The organism is Vibrio sp. L5-1, from assembly GCF_021728315.1.
Classification (GTDB): domain Bacteria; phylum Pseudomonadota; class Gammaproteobacteria; order Enterobacterales; family Vibrionaceae; genus Vibrio; species Vibrio splendidus_K.
Map to the genome: position 1 here is coordinate 781033 of NZ_JAKKCQ010000002.1, position 18485 is coordinate 799517.

An 18485-nucleotide genomic window follows, 5' to 3' on the forward strand; every position below is an offset into this window, starting at 1 on the left:
ACCTTTATGCATTCATGACTTCAATTACGGAGCTCAAAGTTCATAACTGAAGATTCGTAACTTCTGTTTGATAACATCAAAAACTGCACTAGGCGACAAGGTGATAGATTGTGTTTTTAGATTGGAGATGATGATAAAACCTCAAGTTAACTTGAGGTAAACCGATATTTTCAAAAAATAGGAAATAATTTAAAAACACTTATAAAGCAGTTAATTACGAAAGGTTAAACATAGGTTGGCATTACACAGGAAAAAGTCAGCACACCCAAAATACAGTGAGTGTGCTTTATCGAAGTATTATTTACTGAAGTTGATTTAATGGACTGACACCAGAGTAAGCGACTCCGGATAGCTCGGCCATTTCGCGATTCCATGTTGCCAAATCGTGAGGATTAAATTGATTCAAATGGTCGTGACCACATGCTCTCGCCATCACTTGCATCAATTCAGTCGAGGCTTCGAAGAAGTTCTTCAATTGATTCGAGGCCTTTTCGACATTTAAGCGTTGGCGTAAATCGGCTTTTTGAGTCGCGATGCCCGCCGGGCAATTATTGGTGTTACACATTCGGGCGGCAACACAACCTATCGACTGCATGGCACTGTTCGAGATAGCGACACCATCTGCGCCAAGCGCCATCGCTTTTACAAAGTCCATCGGAACGCGAAGTCCACCGGTAATGATTAAGGTGACTCTGTCACTTACACCTTGCTTGTCTAAATAAGCTCTGGCACGAGCAAGTGCTGGAATGGTGGGCACACTAATATGGTCACGGAACATTTCTGGCGCCGCGCCTGTACCGCCGCCTCGACCGTCTAAAATGATGTAATCAGCACTGGCATCAAGTGCGAACTGAATATCCTCCTCAATATGATTGGCACTCAACTTGAAGCCAATTGGGATCCCGCCCGTCACTTCTCGAACCCGGTCGGCGAACTTTTTGAAATCCTCGACCGTTTTTAGATCGACAAAGGTGGGTGGAGAAATCGCCGCTGTACCCGCTTCAATGCCGCGCACCTCTGCTATCTTGCCAATGTTTTTGACCCCCGGTAGGTGACCGCCGGTTCCAGTTTTGGCACCCTGCCCGCCTTTAAAATGGAAGGCTTGAACGTTTTTGAGCTTAGATTCGTCGTAACCAAATTGTGCGCTGGCTAATTCATAAAAGTAGCGAGAATTCGCGGCTTGCTCTTCGGGCAACATTCCGCCCTCTCCCGAGCAGATCCCCGTTCCCGCAAGCTCCGCGCCCGTCGCCAAGGACACTTTCGCCTCTTCAGACAAAGAACCAAAACTCATGTCAGATACAAACAAGGAGATGTTCAATTTAAGCGGCTTTTTCGCTTTTGGCCCAATAATAAGCTCAGTACCGACTGGCACATGTTCCAACAGAGGTTTGGTCGCCATTTGTGCAACCATCACTTGAATGTCATCCCAGTGAGGCAATAGATATCTTGGAACGCCCATTGAGGTCATCGGCCCGTGGTGTCCAACCTTAGATAAACCATCTCGTGCTAATTGATGAATGAACTCAACCGTGGGCTCCTCTTTGGTTGCAGAAGCCGCTGGCGAGAGATCGGGCGTTGCTGCTTGGATATGAATATCGGGGCCTTCTTGACCCACTTGCTCGGCCGTAAACTGTTTGTGGGTGCCATCACAAAAAGGGAGATTGTTTGAATACTTGCAGCGGCACAGATAAGCATCGCCGTTTTCCTCGGCCACGAAACTCTTCGGTTTGAAGCCCGTTCCTGCATGAGAACCATCACAAAACGGTTGGTTTTTCGATTTCCCACAGGTACAGAAGTAATACTCCTCCCCTTCTGTTAGCTCTACTTTGACTGGCTTGGTATCCGCTATCACTGGATTCTTCATAGTTCGCTCACCTTTTCTTTCTTATGATTTGATGACTGAAGCGATGACTTGCTCACAAGAGTAAAGTAAAGATTAGATACGCAGCGAATTCAATAAATGGGCCTGAGAAAACAAGCTTAATAGACAGCCCAAAAACAGAAGCATTACTTGTTCAACGCAAACAAAAATGGCCACTAAATCGGCAGCCATTGTGTTTTAAATCTAAGTTTAAGCTAAATGCTAATGGTTAATCGAATAACTCGATGACCAGCTTGTTGTCTTTAATCACAAGATTAGGTTCCGATGACTTGATCAATGACTCTTGAACCTTATTGCTGTCCAGTTTGTAAACCGGTGACTGGGACAAAGCAAAGCCAATCATAGAAACGGCAGGCTTAAGTAGTTTGGCGACCTCAGGCGAAAGCTGTTTATCTTTTTCTTCAAAGCGCTCTAAACGCAGTGATTTCAAATAAATCTCGCCACTCTCTTTGTCATATTCAGGAATCGCACTGAACTCGATATCAAGATCCAACCTCATGTTCGGCACGTTAAACACCTGAACTTGTGCATTGGTATTCGCCAGAACAGAAACGCGCTCGGCATCAGCTCGGCCAATTTTTACCGCTAAGTCATCGACAGCCACTTGCGCATACATAACGTTTTGCACACCGACTTCTTGCTCTAACATCACAGAATCTTGAAGGTAGTTCGTCATTTCTTGTTCAGTCACGCTATAGCTAACACAACCACCTAGCACCAGCGCAGAAGCTGCCACAATGAACTTTTTTGCTACGTTAATTATCATCAATATCAGCTCTTTATCGTTAGTGACTAGCGCGGAGTTTACTGTGTGATCATCAATAAACAAAACAGTAAAAACACGATATTCGTGAATACCTTTATTAATAAGCATAAATATCAGTAAGTAAAGCACCAGATTGGCTTTCCCGCTTGAGAGAATGGCACTTGTCAGCCAAGCGCCATCAGATTTGTGTACTCGAATTAATTGAATTTTGCTTCTAAGCTTATGGGATATTTAGGGGGCTTACTGAAGGTTTCATCATGGAGTCGAAGCATGAAGAGTGAGCACAATGCCATCAAAAAGAGTATCACCTGAGCCAATAACTCGTTCTGTGATTTTGTTATGCAACACCGCATGCCCGCACCATAATCAGTGGGTGGGAGAACTGCGTCTCCATAACTGGGCAGCTCAAGTTGCAGAAACGACCGAACAGGCCATTCACTTACTCGATAAACGCAGCGACAGCTACACACCAATTGTGGTTTCTTGTCTAGCATCATCCTCAATAGACAAACAATGTGAGCAAATATCAACGCTGAAGGCTCACTCTCCAAGTTTAAAAGCAATCGCTATCTGCAACCAACCACCAAGCCGCAACTTATCGCTCATTAAGCAAACCTTTTGGGATTATTACCACCTACCTATTGATACAGAATGGCTTTGTCGAAATTTAGGGCATGCGTATGGCATGGTAGACACTAAGCAAACTAAACCTAAGCCTGTCTCGTGCAATGAATGTCAATTGGTGGGGCAATCCAGAACCATCCAGCAACTTAAAAAGAAGATAGCCAAGATCGCTAACAACGATTTCCCAGTGCTGATTCAAGGGGAAACCGGTACAGGAAAAAGCCTATGCGCACGTTTGATACATGAAGCCTCTGCCCGCAGTCAGAAACCTTTCATCGCTGTAAATTGTGGCGCAATTCCACAATCCTTGATTCACTCAGAGTTATTTGGCTTTGAAAAAGGCTCGTTCACGGGAGCAAACAAACGCTACGTCGGACACGTGGAAAGAGCGAATGGTGGCACGCTATTTTTGGATGAGATCGGCGACCTTGAACTGTCGCTGCAAACCTACTTACTCCACTTTCTAGAAAATAACTTGATAGAGCGATTAGGCAGTAACAACCAATTACCCATAGATTGCCGTGTGATTTTCGCCACCAACGTCAATATCGAACAAGCCGTTGCTGCAGGTAAATTTCGAAAGGATCTCTTTCATCGGATCAATGTACTTCCATTGGACCTAGTGCCACTCAATGATCACAAAGAAGACATTGAAGATTTGGTTCGATTTGAGCTGAAGCACAATTACGCATCCAAAACCAAACTGCCTAGTGACACCCTTGAGCAAATGAAACAGTACCATTGGCCGGGCAATGTCAGAGAGTTATTCAACTGCATAAAAAGGGCGATCGTTCTTTCTAATTCAAGCGCCCTCTCTACTCGTCATATGGGAATTCAATTGAAAGACGCGTCGCCCGACGTAGAAAATGATACTCGACTTTCTTCAAAAAATGTTCGTCGAGTGATTCAGCAGCACCACTACAACATTTCCCAGTCCGCCAAAGCGTTATCTATTTCTCGGACGACCTTATATAAGCTGATAAAAAAACATCAGATAGTAATTTAAGTCGCCTAGCTAACTAACTAACTAATAAACTAATAAACTAATAAACTAATAAACTAATAAAGCAGCCTAACGAACTAGGCTGCTTTGGAGTTTAGTTGTACTCAATTAATGAGAGTACTTAAGGCTCAGGTACAGTAAATGGACAAACATCACAGGTTGCAATGTTCGATGTTTCCATAAATGCTTGTTGCAAGAACAACGAGTCAAACGTTGCTGTCACTTGATTAGATAGCATCCCTGCAGTTCCGGTTGGTAACACATTTGGTGCATAAGTTTTACTTACTTGTGTACACACTTGACCAATCGCATCACCAAAGTTCGGTATCCACTCTCCTTCACCCGTTTTACAAGCAAACAGCTCAGGGTCGGCACTTAATGCACTACACATATTACCAGCACCACATGTGGTCACATCCTCGAGATCATCACAAGGTAAAGCAAAGTCGAGGTAATAACTGCTGTTGACTACTTCAGTAGGTAAATCAGAACGGCTCAAAGAGTCATCCTTAGAATCCACGAGCGATTCAATGGCCAATGGGATATCACCGGTATTACATATTTCAACATCATAGGTTTTCTTAAGCACAACTTGGCCGCCATCAACCTCTAAGAAGCTATTACACACCTTAGAAATCTCAACCATCGGGCTCAAGTCTATTGGTGGACAATTGTAAGCCACTGGCGCTTGAGCATTCACGATAAGCCCATCAAGATCCACCGCACCATCTATCACGCCGACGGCTCCGTTATTTACAGACAGATAATTCCCCATGAATGAGAATGACTCGCCGACACTCCACACTTCATCACCGTTACCCACGACAGGAAGCGCACCTAAGATTGGTGACTCAGATAAAAAGGCCACTTCGTAATCACCATTGGTGCCTAACGAACCAGGGCCGGTATTGGTTACCGTCACGGTGTAATCGATGTTGAACATGCCATCAACCGTAAAGCTGGTTGTGTTACAAGTCGCCGCTATATTGATGCTACATAAACTGAATGAACCGACAACGAAGTCAGCCAAAGATGCATCAATCGAACGAGAAGCTCGAGACTCCACTAAGAAACTACTGAAACAAGGAATATCCTCAATACCAAACTCATCATTCAACAGAGCTGACAAGTTTAATCGACCTTCCACAAAGCTCTCGGTTGGAATAGAGGTTGTTTCACCCGTTTTAGCTAGATAGTCCCAACCTTGTACATTGGGTAGAGCAATTGCACCGATAGAATCATCATTTGAAATCGCACAGATCTTCTCGACGCCGACTGCGCCACTGCCACATCTTGCCCCCACAAAATCATTCGATTTAGGGTCACCGTCAGTTTGGAAAATTCTCGTCATGTTGTCGGTGACATCACCATTATTCAAATCCCACTGCAACACTTCTATGTACGGATTACCGCCACTTGCTTGTGGGAATGAAATCAGCACAAGGATGTCTCCATTGACATGTTGCCCAACAAAGTCGCCTTTAGTTTTCCCATCCGGCAATCCAACCTGGTCTTGTAAGAACCAGAAGCCAATGTACATATCTCCATTGTTCGCATATCGGTCTGCACCAAAGTAAATCAGCAAGTCACCTTCGCTTTCAAAGGCAGCGGCATACGCATTGGTAAAGTCATCTTTCGGTTGTGGTGACGCACTTCGAAATGCCCAATCCGTAATGTCAGAATCATCTTTTGATCCACCCTTCCAAAAGATTTGATCCACACCGTTACGGTCTTTTTGGAAAAACTCCGCAATCCCGACCATGCTGTTGGGGTTATTTACATCGTCCCAATCAATACCACTATTATCGCTGGTCGCGTTACCGTCGAGTTCCATAACATCAACCGTAGCCCATGCCAACTGGGGGCTACTAAACAACAAAAGCACACTAAGTAAATAATTTATAACCTTCATGTTCTCTCTCCATTTATCCATACTTATGCGTTTAGGGTTTTCTGCCATGCCCAAATTAGAGAAAATCCTTTAGCAATTCGTAGGTTCGATAGAGCATATTCCAAGCCAAGTTCAACTTATTGAATTGATTGATATTTATATATTGAAGGCACACCTTTATTGGACGCTTTGTTATCATTTGTCCATAAACCAGAGATTTGATCAAACAATCAAGGACTTGAAAGGATGAACAAAGTGTCTACGTCAGACATTTTTAGAGCTTTGATACAAGGTAAGTGATCTTTAAAAGGTGCAATAACGTAGCCATTGCTAGATTATTGAATAACAAGCGGTTGAATTGACGGGTGCCGACTTAACGGGTAACTGAACGTTCACTCGTGAAATGATAGGCGAACAGGCGATGACACAACTTACGATATTTTATGATGGGACATGTCCATTGTGCGCAAAAGAGATGGCGGCACTTGCCAAGCATGATGTCGAGAACAAGATCCAAACCATCGATATCTACAGTGAAGCGTTTTCAAACTACCCGCAGATAGATGCAGAGGCAGCCAATACGATTTTGCATGCACTCGATGAGAATGGAAAATTACTGCTGGGCTTAGACGTAACTTACCAAGCGTGGAAGCTGGTTGGCAAAGGTTGGCTATATGCTCCATTGCGCTGGGCGATGTTCAAGCCAATGGCCGACTGGTGTTATCTACGATTTGCCAAGAATAGATATAAAGTCTCTTTCTGGTTAACCGGAAAGTCGCGCTGCGATGGTAACAGCTGCACAAAATAGTGCTTGGTTAAGACATACCATTCGCAACTTTGTAATACACCACACCAAACAACGCAGCAAAAACTAAAACGGTAACCGCGACTTTTAACCAAATAAACTTCATGTTTTTTCCTTTAAATTCTGTTTACTGTTTCGCGAGACAAGTTACCACAACAAAACATTCGGTTGGGTAATGATTTATAGAACTTTGTAGTGAGTCTTGATAACTAAGTGAGAACCTTTATGTCGGCAAAAGAGAGAAACCTTCCTACACATCGTATTTCAAGATTCAGCAAGTTTGCATCACTGGCAACAAGAGTCGCGGGCAATGTGATAACGGAAGGTACCAAGCAACTCGCACAAGGCAACAGGCCCAAAGCAAAAGACTTATTACTCACCCCGCAGAACATTGCACGCCTGACTGATCAACTCGCCCACCTGCGCGGTGCTGCCATGAAGCTTGGGCAGATGTTATCAATGGACGCGGGCGATGTCCTCGAACCGGAACTAGCCGACATTCTTTCTCGCCTGCGCTCAGACGCCGACCCACTGCCAACAAAGCAGCTCAACCAAGTGTTAGAAAGCTCACTCGGCATCAACTGGAAAGCCGAATTCCTTTCCTTCAACTTTAAACCTATCGCCAGTGCGTCCATCGGCCAAGTTCACCAAGCCTACAGTGATGCGGGAGACAAACTTGCCATCAAAGTCCAATATCCCGGTATTCGAAAAAGCATCGACAGTGATGTGGACAACGTTGGTACATTGCTTAACATCGTCGGTTTGATACCCAAGTCTGTCGATTACAAAAGCTTATTAGAAGAAGCAAAGAAACAGCTCCATGATGAAGCAGATTATGCTCGCGAAGCTGACTACGCGACTCGTTACTATCATGCACTGAAAGAACACGCTCACTTCGTTGTACCTAAGATTCACCCTCAAATGTCTTCAGAGTCAGTGCTCGCGATGGACTTCATTGAAGGCGTCTCGATAGAGCAAATAGAAGGTTACGATCAAAGTACTCGTGATTTTGTCATGCGCAGCTTGCTCGAACTCATGTTCAGGGAGTTGTTCGACTTGCAGATGGTGCAGACCGACCCTAATTTTGCCAACTACCTTTACGTTGAAAACACGCGCCAGATTGGGCTGTTAGATTTTGGAGCAACCCGTGAATACACCGACCGCTTCAGTGATGGCTATCGCTTGGCTTTTACCTCTGTGATTAATCACGATGAACAAGGCCTCAACAAGGCGCTAGAGCAAATTGGGTTCTTTAGCGAGACGATTCTCCCCGATCAGCGCCAAGCCATTCTCAACTTAGTGACAATGGCGTGTGAACCTATGTTGGTCGACGAAGAGTACGATTTTAAAGCCAGTGGACTCGCTCAAAAGCTACGCGAAGCCGGAACTATACTCAGCATGGAACAAGAGTATTGGCACACACCACCAGCAGACGCCCTGTTCCTACACCGTAAAATCGGAGGCATGTATCTGTTAGCCGCTCGCCTTGGCGCAAGGGTGAACATAAGTCGTTTGGTCGCTCCGTATCTCATCAGCGATGACACTTGATTAGTTCATAAATAGTGACGGTTAATGACCAGAAAAGTGATCATTTCGCGCTGCGCAAGAGTACTAACAGTTACGCCAACTAAAATGAGCCAAACCCATGAAATCTTCACTGCTTTGCTCCACCGCCCTGATTGCAAGCCTAACGAGCTCTATAGCTTTTGCATCAAGTTGCCCTGAGATACTCAACGGTAAACAACGGTTACTAAATTCGAACGAAGAGATAGAGCTGTGTGAAGAGTTTCAAGGCAAAACTCTTTTGGTTGTAAACACAGCCAGCCAATGTGGTTTCACTCCTCAATTCGAACAACTCGAGCAATTGCATCAAACCTATAAAGACCAAGGTTTCACGGTTGTCGGCTTTCCGAGCAATGATTTTCGTCAAGACAGAGGAAGCGAAGAAAAATCAGCTAAAATCTGTTACCTAGACTACGGCGTTACCTTTCCAATGATGGCGAGAGCTTCGCTGTCTGGCAGTAGCGCTAACCCTGTGTTTGCAGAGATACAACAGCAAGCCGGTGTGACACCCAAATGGAACTTCTACAAGTTCTTGATCAATAAAGAAGGTAAAGTGGTGGCAACCTTCCCTAGCTCGACATCACCAGTAAGTGCGACACTCAAAAATGCAATTGAGCAGCAGTTATGAGATCTGAATACATGGCGACAACTCAAACCCGCAATACCATGGCCAAGCTCGGTTTCATGGGGCTAATACCGTTTCTATTTGGCCTACTGCTATCTCTGACCGACAGCCAATTCCTAGACCTCAGCGGCGAGACACTCTTCATCACCTACAGTGTGGTTATCTTGAGTTTTTTGTCCGGTATATTGTGGGGAAATGGCATCGAAAATTTCGAAAGCCAATCGAGCAACAAAGCGCTAATTCTAAGCAACGTGATTGTGCTAGCCGCGTGGGTAGCGGTGCTACTTGGGGAACAAAAAGAGTTTCTCACCACCCTGATTCTTATCATCGGCTATATTGCGGTTTGGCGGGCGGAAAGGTCGATGAGAGAAGAGAACCAAAGTGAAGGCCCCGATGGCTATTTTGATATGCGAACCCGACTGACATCTAGCGTGGTGTTGATGCACGGTATCGTGATGTTGACCTAGGTCTGTGAACCTTTAATTAAGGTGTGCGCCTTTGAATAAACAACGTTAGCAAGAAACTAGACGATGAGCTGCATCACCAACCTTGGCTCATCATCGCCAAAATAATTTGACTCTTCTTTGATAGTGACAAAACCCATAGACACATAAAGCGCACAAGCCGACGCATTATTTGGATCAACGGTAAGCAACACCTTGGATTCTTTAGGCAGCGTCGTGATCGCCTGTTCCATCAACGAACGTCCCACCCCCATACCTCGAAATTGACCATCAACGGCCAGTGACAAAATCCAATATTCTTGTGGCTTGTCTGTTGGTGTCATCAACACATAACCCGCAACTTGCGAATCCTGTTTCGCAACCAACAAGCCTTTTCCCCAGCAATCAAAGGCCTGACGAAAGAAAAACTGCGGATAGGCGTGGTCGCCAAACAAAGCATGTTCAAGCTGGTAGATATCAGCCAGTTCTTGTTTTTCCGCACAGACAATATTCATAGATAGACCTTCATAGATTAACTACAACCGCCCTTCAGCTACAATCTGCCTTCAACTGAAACCAGCCAAGTTGGCAATTGCTCTCTAAACCAATTGATGTATTTCGAAGCTTCAGGGTTGTTACGCGTGACTAATATATTCGTGACTTCGACTACAATCCAGCTTTTAGCCATGATCAATTGCTTTATTAATTCTTCACGCGGAATCAAGGTGTTATGGCAAAGATACCGTTCAACAATGCGCTCATAATCAGACAAGGAACCCATTCGCGAAACGAGTGGTGCCAAATCTATCGCAGGGCTGCCAAAACCAAAACGCTCCCAATCAAATAGGACCAACTGTCCATTATCTCTTCTCCCCCAATTCCCTTCATTGGAGTCACCCGAAATTAACGTGTCATGGTTAAAAATCGCATCACTCTGCGATTGAATATACTTAAGACTGTCTTGCGTAACTTGAGGCAATTGTAGGGAAGATAAAGCCGGCGTGGTGTCATCTAAACTCCATTGATGGCGCTTAACTTCAAATGTTGGTCGATATTGAGAACAGTGAATACTAGCGAGCTGCTGAAACACATCACTTGTCGTTTGTAGCTCGGCAAGACAAACCGAATGAGGAATGTATTCGAGATAAAGATCACAACCATCGACCGCAAGAAGTTGAGGCGTATTCACTCCATCAAGATGCTGCGCTGCGTGTTGGTAAAAAGCGACTTCAACCTCGCCAGCCCCTTGTTTATGTATACAAGGAAAGCCATTACGCTCAGTTAAAGAAACCTGCGCAGCGCCCATTTGTGAAAGGTCTTGATTACTCATCGCATTCCTTCTATCCGTGTAAACAGCAGAACGAACCCTACTGACGGCTCACTAACAAATTCGCACCAGATAGAGCAAGAAACACAGAGCAGGCTTTATTGAAGCGCTTGGCCATTTGAGGTTTTGAAAACCAATTTCGTAGATATAAGCCAAAAGCAGCATAGATAGAAATAGCGAGCATTTCTAACACAAGGAACGTGCTTCCTAAAACAAAGAATTGAGCATTTACGTTCGCTGAAACATCGACAAATTGAGGAAGGAATGCGGTGAAGATAAGAATGGCTTTAGGGTTGCCAGCTGCGAGTGTAAACTCTTGTTTGACTAGGCCGAACCAATTTTTGTTACGATCAATTCCAACAATAGGGCTGGCTTGTGAGCGCCATAAGTTAAACGCAATCCACAATAAATACATGGCGCCAAACAGCTTGATGAGAAAGAACAAGGTTTCAGAAGTATAAAGCACAACGGCTAAGCCCGATGCAGCTAACGCGATCATGCCAGAAAAGGCAGCAATTCTTCCTAACCCAGCAACTAAAGCAGCTTGAAATCCATAACAGCGAGCGTTGTTCATTGATAACAAATTGTTTGGGCCTGGCGTCATGTTGAGCGCAAAACAAGCAGGGATAAACAGCAGCAACTTCCATATTTCCATTGGGGCTTCCTAGTTACAATATGCCAAGGTTATTGAATCGTTTAACCGCAATATTACCTTTTATAACAGCATTTGAAATCTTTTATAGTAACACTTGAAAGCTGTGCCAATACTCTGCCACACCCCTTGAATTAGTTTTCGAAGAATTGCTCGTATTCTGGAGTCGACAGGTTTTCCGCAACCCCAATCTCACCGACGATATAAATCGCACTCGCGAGAGTTTCTAACGTTTGATTCGGCTCGCGTTCAGGTACGTCGCCAACAACCGGAACAGATTTAGGTTCAGAGACAGAATTACAAACAACACTTTCACATACGATGTTTTGTTGTTCCAACGAGATGGCTTCTGGTACATCAAAGTCTCCCGCTGATAAATCAGAGTTAGAAAGGTCTAAGGCACCGTAAGAGAAGGTCGAAAACAGAGCTGAAAGTACAATCCACTTATTCATAATTCTTTCCATAGTTAATATTCATCAAACCTATAAATACTATCTAATCATAAACATTATGAACAGTGTTTTATTTGAAACTTCTAAGACTTTTGATTCACTGACTTAGAAACATTCAAGTTCTGAATAGGAGGTAATATCAACTTACCTGTGAAGGTTTGTTTGACGTGAACCTATCAAGTACCGCCTGAGGGATCATGATGACCGAGTATTTAATAAAGGCCACAAGCGTCATCACTGCCATAAAGCTTCCTAAAATAAAGTCATGAACATCAACGAGCACCAACCCGAGCAATCGATCACAAGTGACCGCAACTACCGCAATACTGAGCGCTACAATCCACTTACTGTGCTGATAGGGTAACGGCTCCATTGTTTGACTAACGAAATATAAAAGTAGTAATCGCAATATGTAAGTGCCACAGAGAACAACAATAACACCCCACACGCCATAAATGGGCGTTACGGTGACATAACCAATAGCGGCTAAGATCGCGCATCCGCCTTGAATCCACATTTGTGATTGACTTGAGTTTCCACTGAAACAGCCAAGATTCAAATAGTCACCTGCGTTCTTGATAACACTAATGGCAAGTAATGCGACAACAATCGTACCCGCATATTGATAGCTACTAGGCAAAATTAGAGCGATAAAACCTGGAACAGTTAGAATCATCAAAGCACCCAATACGATGGCAAAATTAACGCCGACTAAGGCTTTATCAGCACAATGTTTACTGCCGCCTGTTTGTTGAAGAATGGCGACACGGTTTGGGAACCACCAAAGTGCATAGGGTTGTAATAACAATCCAAGAATCAACGCAAATTTACCACTGACTGCATAAATCGCCAGCTCTTCGACTCCAACGAAACTTGCCATGACCCAACGATCTAAACCCGTGATCATGTACATTGATGCCCCCCCGACCAAAGCGGGTAACCCAAACTTCAAGATCTTAGTGGAGTATTTAAAACAACCAAATGTTCCCATCTCTTGCCATTGATAGCGGACTAAACAGATCATTAGCAGCACACTAGAGACTGCAGCCGAAATCAACACACCATCAATACCATATCCGGCCTCAAGCAACGCAAAAGTCATGAAGGCTTGAACACCCGCTTTCAATACATTAAGCAGGCAGAATCGCTTCGCCATCGCGTTCATTCGCATTAGGGTAAGAGGAATAGAGATTGCCCCATCAAGCATCGTAGGAATAAGCAGTAGTAAAATTTGGTAGGGTTGAAATTCGACGGGCAACATTAAGAGTAACAACGGCATACTGAGCGCAATTAATAGCCCTCCTAGTACACACACCAAAACACTTAACGTAAAACAGTTCGAGATGAGTTCCCGTTTTTCATCGCCATCAGCCACGCCCACATAACGGTACATTGCCTCAACGATACCAAAGCTAAACAATATCGTTCCAATATCGGCTAACAAAACAATCGCTTCTAGAGAACCGTATTCTGCTAGCGTCATTTTGTGAGTAATGTAAGGAATCATCACTAGTGATATTCCTTTCATCATCACAATACCAATGGCGTAATAGGCTGACTGTTTTAAAGACCCCATAGCAATCACCTGTTCCTTACCATGCGGGTTTTAGGAAACTCTTACAGTCACCGATTAGGTGTCGTAACGTTCGCTTTTGAGGGGCCATAACCAAAGATCGAAAGCTATAAGCAACCGCCTGTTTGTTGTGGTGTAGACTTCGATAATAGTCAGCGTAGCCTTCTAGTATTCTCGCCTTTGCGATTTTAAAGCTAGAAGAAGGCAGGTTCCAACGTTCACTGCCATTTTGGTAACGCTGAAGAATAGTCTCTATAGACTGCAAATTCCTCAATTTGAAGCTTTCAGTTTGAGTGACGGAACTCGACCTCATTAAATAACCAACCTGCACTGAATTCAGCACACCAATCTGATGATTCTCACTTAGTCGAAGCCACAACTCCCAATCTTCCCCATACTTTATATCAGCATTAAAACTGTCTGTTTGAGAGAACACATCAGCTCTAACCATCACTGTCGATGTACCAATCACGTTGTTTTCAATAATGAACTCTAGTGGCTTTTCAATATTGAAGAACAACTCATCTTTCTCTTGGAACTGTGACCAATAGCTAAAGCAGTCGATAATCACTTGGTAGTCTTCAGTGAGATGTTCGTAATTGGTAAAACTCATCGCCAACTCAGGGTTTCGTTGATGGAACTCGATCTGTTGCTCGATTTTCTCTGGATACCAGAAATCGTCGGCATCTAAAAAAGCGATGAATTCACCGGTCGCCTTTTCAATCCCTAGGTTTCTGGCTTGAGGTGCACCTACACCCAGAGTCGCTATTTTAACTATGCGTTCGTCGTGTATGGATGCGAGATAAGTTGACGTTCCATCATTGCTGTTATCATCAATAATGATTAATTCGATATCTTGATGAGTCTGTTTGAGTACGCTGCCGATTGCCTTCGGCAGATAGTCCAAACAATTATAAGTAGGAATAACAATACTAACTTTAGCCATAGTGACGCTCTCAAATTTATACGTTGTACAGCTACTTCTGCATATCCTGTGCCGAGCATTCCTCACTATTAAACTGGCTTTATATCAGCAGCCTACGTGCTTGTTCGCAAAATGACGACCAAGCGCTGCCTGCAGAAATACTCAAATCTCCAATTTGAATGCCATTTTGAGAAAACCAGTAGCAACCTAACGATAACCACAAGAAAACCATTAAGAAGCGCCGAAAAAATACTCTTTCATCTTGGTTCGTATCTTGCTTAATCCATTTTAGTGGCCAGTAAAAGGAGCAAAAAATGAAAAAAGTAGCATTTATAGCGCCTACCTACCCTGTACTGAGCGAGACATTCATTCAGACAGAAGTCGACTCCGTGAAAGCGTGTGGGCATCAGGTATGCGTAATGGCATTCGAAGTAGAAGAAAGTGAAAAAGCTTTCGACTATGACATCGTGAAGATTGGCAAGGATGTTCGGGCGGGCAAGATAACTAGCATCAACTGGGTGGGTTTTGTCAAAGCGCTTTCGTTTGTATCTAAGCAGACTAGCATGCCGAAGAAGTCACTTTTCGCTTATGGATTTAAGTTGGCTTTACAACTCGCAGAAAAAGACGTTAACCATGTCCATGCTCACTTCTGCCAACACACCACTGCCCACGCTATTGTCGCCGCTAAGCTTCTCAACATCACTTGCTCGTTTGTCGCCCATGGCCATGATGTTTACGAGTTCGCTTACGATATTGAACATAAGATTACATCGAGCGATTTTGTGGTCGCGGTCTGTAAAGACATGCTCACCGACTTTAATCACATGGCAAAAGGTAATATTAAGCTCCTGCATTGCGGTGTAAATACCAAGCAATTTCAACTACACCCAAAGACCGAAACCAAGCAGCTTCGCTTTGTTTTCCTTGGAAGATTAGTTGAACAAAAAGGTATCCACTTTCTCATTGATGCCTTAGCACCCATAGCCGAGCCTCTCGACATTCATCTCGATATCGTCGGTACTGGAGATCTAGAGTCCCAGTTAAAAGCGCAAGTCGAACAACAAGGGCTAACTCGAAATGTCAGCTTTCTTGGTTCAAAGCCTCATGGGTGGGTAAAAGAGCACTTACCGAGCTACGATTGTTTAGTCGCTCCTTTCTGCTTTTCAGAAACAGGTTGTGTCGATACTGGACCGTTAGTACTAAAAGAAGCCATGGCAGTCGGGACTCCCGTGATTACAACCAACATTATGGGCTGTAAGGAAATTGTCACACCTGATACCGGATTTTTAGTGAATGAAAAAAACGTCGAAGAGTTAAGAGAAAGCATTGAGCGTTTTGCGCAATTAAGTAGCGAGGACAAAACAGAAATGGGGATGATGGCAAGAACCAGAGTAGAGAAGCGATTTAACTCTCTTAAACAAGCTCAACAGCTGTCTCATTGGATAGAAAACCCAGTTTAAGACTATCTAAAAACACGCAAATAGATGTGAAATGAATTTGAAACTAGAAGAGAAAGACACAAACCATAGCGTTACATTGATGCGCACTGTAACGCTTAATATGGTATGAGTTTGGATAAAACTAGCCCTACGCTGGGCTAGACTTGCTTCCGTGATTAAAAAACAGCTCGCCGAGCTTTCTTAACCCGCTCGCAACGCTAATATCTCAGTAAGATCGTCTGTCTCTGTATATCGATTCAGGTCTTGTTCTTTAGAAGCAATCGCAACGATAGACATTCGATCTGCAAGTTCATTACCTTCAATACCAACGTGACCGTTAACATGGTGGATAGTGATTTGAGAAGCGAGCTCTTGGTACATCGCATAAGCTGGCTTGATGATATCGAGGTTTTTGATTTCACCACCCGACTTCGTCCAACCTTTTTTCTCCCAGCCCGTTGCCCACTTAGTAATACAGTCAATCGAGTATTTTGAGTCACTATAAATTGCAACAGACAAGCCGGCTTGCAGTTTCTCTTTTGCAATTATAAATGCTTGCTTCAAACCTTGTAGCTCTGCGGTATTGTTAGTACCCATTGGTTGGTAAAGACCATACCACAACTCAGTTAAATCGTTGTTCAGGTACACCGCTAAGCCTGTACCGGCTTCACCTGGGTTTGGCTCACAACCGCCATCAGTAAAGATCTTGATATCAAAAGGCATATCAGTGATTTGTTGTTGAGATAGAGGCGGAACCTTCGCTTTAGTCGCCTTACCCGCAGAGCTTGGCTTTGTAGCCGAAGAACCTGACGCAGACGACGTTTTACCACCGAAAGCAGATTCAGCCTCGCCTAATGTAGGAAACGATTTGTATCTCGCACCAGCAAAACCATCAACTTGCGATTTACACTCATTCCAAGTGGTAAAAATACCCGGTGTACGACCTTTCCAAACCACATAATATTTCTTAGCCAAACTAACTCCTTACCAGAACCTTAAAACACAAACAGTGAATCGGTACATTAGATGCCACCATGTCATACGTTGCAAGGTCAATCAGTCAAAAACAGGTCTAAAAAAGCTTCGCTCATAACTCACGATGCAATCAACTTCATCTGCAAATTTAAATGCTTTAATACATCCCGCATCACTCAATGACTTAATCCGATATTTTTCATAAGCCGCCAAACTTTCAAAGGAAAACAATGCCAAAGCAATATTGCTCGCCCCTTCCGACGGCAAGAAATAACCATTGTGTTGGCCACCAAATTTAGCGACCAAAGGAATCCACATTTTAGCGTAGGTTTCGAACTCCTTTGTTTTCTTAGGATCAATCACATATCGAACATAACAAGTAATCATATCTATACAGCCCTTAAATCATGGGAGAAACATAAAACCTAAGTAGAAGCTCAAGAGAAAAGGTAATCCACCGCGACTAGGTTATAGAACAAAAACACGGCCATACTGACTCCAATCGTTAACAGCACATTTCCTGTTTTCCATATCAACAACCCAGTCACAAGAGCACCGATCAAATATGGATTCTCGAGGCTTGGCCAGAATGATTGCTCAGGAGCGAATACAATCGGCCCCCAAATAGCCGTTAATACCGCAGGGCTTGAATAACGTAGTAGACGCCTCGCTGTGCTATTTAGTCGAAGAGGAATTGTAGGTTCTAGAAACACATATCGACTGAAAAAAACAATCGCTGTCATGAGTACGATCGATAACCAAATCATGCAGACTCTCCTTCATTGGCTTGTTTCTGACCATTGTTACGTTCAACAAATGATTCACTAATGAAGCCCGCCAACATACCTGAAATCGCAGCAATCATCAGCCCTCCTTCAACCTGATTGACCGCCATTGCCACAGAGGTCACCAATGACACCACAACACACACCACCGTTGGCAGTGTTCGAATCAAAGGAAAAACCAAAGCAATGAAAGTCGCGGCGACCGCAAAATCGAGGCCAATCTCGTTAAGTGATGGAATTTGACTACCTGCGACAATGCCGACAAAGCTGGCAATATTCCAAACGAGGTAAAATCCGCCGCCCACGCCTGCGGCATACCAACGATTAAACTCTTGTTGGGATTGCCCACTGCAAATCGCGAACAGCTCATCAGTGAGCCAGAAACCAAGCAGTAAACGCCAACGAGCTGGCAGATGACTAATTTTGTCACGCATAGAGACACTATAAAGAAAGTGTCTTGACGTAATAAACAGCGTGGTTAACAACATAGTCCCTAAACCAATGCCCGCTTTAAACATACCCGCAGCCACCAGCTGAGCTGAACCCGCAAATAAAATGGCAGACATAGCCTGAGCTTGAAGCTGATTCAGTCCAGCATCTATCGCATACGAGCCCGCTAATATGCCCCACGGTATGACGGCAATACTTAACGGCATCGCTGCCATAACGCCTTTCCATAACTGCGTACGTTTATCCATTTTGTTGTTATCCATATTTTCCTAGTTCTCGTTACATTGGTTTTCCACTGTAAAAGA

19 protein-coding genes are annotated in these 18485 nt (G+C 44.0%); 6 read left to right on the forward strand and 13 right to left on the reverse strand.

What is annotated here, in order from left to right:
- Positions 1–301 precede the first annotated feature (301 nt).
- Positions 302–1864, reverse strand: coding sequence for a glutamate synthase-related protein (locus L3V35_RS10330; protein WP_237299580.1), 1563 nt, complete (start codon positions 1862–1864; stop codon positions 302–304).
- Positions 1865–2090: 226 nt separating this feature from the next.
- On the reverse strand, positions 2091–2648 hold the full coding sequence (locus tag L3V35_RS10335) for a DUF1439 domain-containing protein (RefSeq protein WP_237299928.1): 558 nt from the start codon (positions 2646–2648) through the stop codon (positions 2091–2093).
- Between the two features lie 286 nt (positions 2649–2934).
- On the opposite strand from L3V35_RS10335, the gene L3V35_RS10340 reads away from it, so the two are divergent.
- The gene (locus L3V35_RS10340; protein ID WP_237299582.1) at positions 2935–4278 is read left to right on the forward strand and encodes a sigma-54 dependent transcriptional regulator; all 1344 of its coding nucleotides are present in this window, start codon (positions 2935–2937) and stop codon (positions 4276–4278) included.
- Between the two features lie 118 nt (positions 4279–4396).
- On the opposite strand, the gene L3V35_RS10345 is transcribed toward L3V35_RS10340, so the two are convergent.
- A complete protein-coding gene (locus L3V35_RS10345; RefSeq protein ID WP_054546749.1) occupies positions 4397–6187 on the reverse strand; it encodes a hypothetical protein in 1791 nt (596 codons plus the stop codon).
- A gap of 400 nt (positions 6188–6587) precedes the next feature.
- On the opposite strand from L3V35_RS10345, the gene L3V35_RS10350 reads away from it, so the two are divergent.
- From L3V35_RS10350 to L3V35_RS10365, 4 genes are all read left to right on the forward strand, one after another.
- Positions 6588–6974 (forward strand): DUF393 domain-containing protein, encoded by a 387-nt coding sequence (locus L3V35_RS10350; protein WP_237299583.1) that lies wholly within the window; start codon positions 6588–6590, stop codon positions 6972–6974.
- 222 nt (positions 6975–7196) lie between these two features.
- Positions 7197–8519 (forward strand): AarF/ABC1/UbiB kinase family protein, encoded by a 1323-nt coding sequence (locus tag L3V35_RS10355; protein ID WP_237299585.1) that lies wholly within the window; start codon positions 7197–7199, stop codon positions 8517–8519.
- A 97-nt stretch (positions 8520–8616) separates the two neighbouring features.
- Positions 8617–9162, forward strand: a complete 546-nt coding sequence (locus tag L3V35_RS10360) for a glutathione peroxidase (protein WP_145563530.1) — start codon at positions 8617–8619, stop codon at positions 9160–9162.
- On the forward strand, positions 9159–9626 hold the full coding sequence (locus tag L3V35_RS10365; RefSeq protein WP_237299587.1) for a DUF3429 domain-containing protein: 468 nt from the start codon (positions 9159–9161) through the stop codon (positions 9624–9626). The genes L3V35_RS10360 and L3V35_RS10365 overlap by 4 nt, the downstream gene beginning before the upstream one ends.
- A gap of 56 nt (positions 9627–9682) precedes the next feature.
- Here the strand turns inward: L3V35_RS10365 and L3V35_RS10370 are convergent, their stop codons facing one another.
- From L3V35_RS10370 to L3V35_RS10395, 6 genes are all read right to left on the reverse strand, one after another.
- Complete coding sequence (locus L3V35_RS10370; protein WP_017073544.1) at positions 9683–10117, reverse strand: N-acetyltransferase; 435 nt, start codon at positions 10115–10117, stop codon at positions 9683–9685.
- A gap of 38 nt (positions 10118–10155) precedes the next feature.
- Positions 10156–10932 carry a phosphotransferase gene (locus tag L3V35_RS10375; RefSeq protein WP_237299589.1) on the reverse strand — a complete coding sequence of 259 codons (777 nt, stop codon included), beginning with the start codon at positions 10930–10932 and terminating at the stop codon, positions 10156–10158.
- Positions 10933–10969: 37 nt separating this feature from the next.
- A complete protein-coding gene (locus L3V35_RS10380) occupies positions 10970–11584 on the reverse strand; it encodes a LysE family translocator (RefSeq protein ID WP_065205630.1) in 615 nt (204 codons plus the stop codon).
- A gap of 131 nt (positions 11585–11715) precedes the next feature.
- A complete protein-coding gene (locus L3V35_RS10385) occupies positions 11716–12033 on the reverse strand; it encodes a hypothetical protein (protein ID WP_016768495.1) in 318 nt (105 codons plus the stop codon).
- Between the two features lie 139 nt (positions 12034–12172).
- Positions 12173–13609: an oligosaccharide flippase family protein gene (locus L3V35_RS10390; RefSeq protein ID WP_171314676.1), complete on the reverse strand. Its 1437-nt coding sequence runs from the start codon at positions 13607–13609 to the stop codon at positions 12173–12175.
- Between the two features lie 16 nt (positions 13610–13625).
- Complete coding sequence (locus L3V35_RS10395) at positions 13626–14552, reverse strand: glycosyltransferase (RefSeq protein ID WP_237299591.1); 927 nt, start codon at positions 14550–14552, stop codon at positions 13626–13628.
- A 293-nt stretch (positions 14553–14845) separates the two neighbouring features.
- On the opposite strand from L3V35_RS10395, the gene L3V35_RS10400 reads away from it, so the two are divergent.
- Entirely contained in the window at positions 14846–15991 is a 1146-nt protein-coding gene (locus L3V35_RS10400) for a glycosyltransferase (protein ID WP_146457155.1), read from the forward strand.
- A gap of 180 nt (positions 15992–16171) precedes the next feature.
- On the opposite strand, the gene L3V35_RS10405 is transcribed toward L3V35_RS10400, so the two are convergent.
- The 4 genes from L3V35_RS10405 to L3V35_RS10420 all read right to left on the reverse strand — a co-directional run bounded on the left by L3V35_RS10405 (position 16172) and on the right by L3V35_RS10420 (position 18443).
- On the reverse strand, positions 16172–16945 hold the full coding sequence (locus tag L3V35_RS10405; protein ID WP_017073550.1) for a ribonuclease H family protein: 774 nt from the start codon (positions 16943–16945) through the stop codon (positions 16172–16174).
- An 81-nt stretch (positions 16946–17026) separates the two neighbouring features.
- Positions 17027–17332, reverse strand: coding sequence for an NIPSNAP family protein (locus L3V35_RS10410; RefSeq protein ID WP_237299593.1), 306 nt, complete (start codon positions 17330–17332; stop codon positions 17027–17029).
- Positions 17333–17382: 50 nt separating this feature from the next.
- Entirely contained in the window at positions 17383–17712 is a 330-nt protein-coding gene (locus tag L3V35_RS10415; protein ID WP_016785726.1) for an AzlD domain-containing protein, read from the reverse strand.
- Positions 17709–18443, reverse strand: a complete 735-nt coding sequence (locus L3V35_RS10420; protein ID WP_237299595.1) for an AzlC family ABC transporter permease — start codon at positions 18441–18443, stop codon at positions 17709–17711. Before L3V35_RS10420 ends, L3V35_RS10415 begins: the two co-directional genes overlap by 4 nt.
- Between the last annotated feature and the right edge of the window lie 42 nt (positions 18444–18485).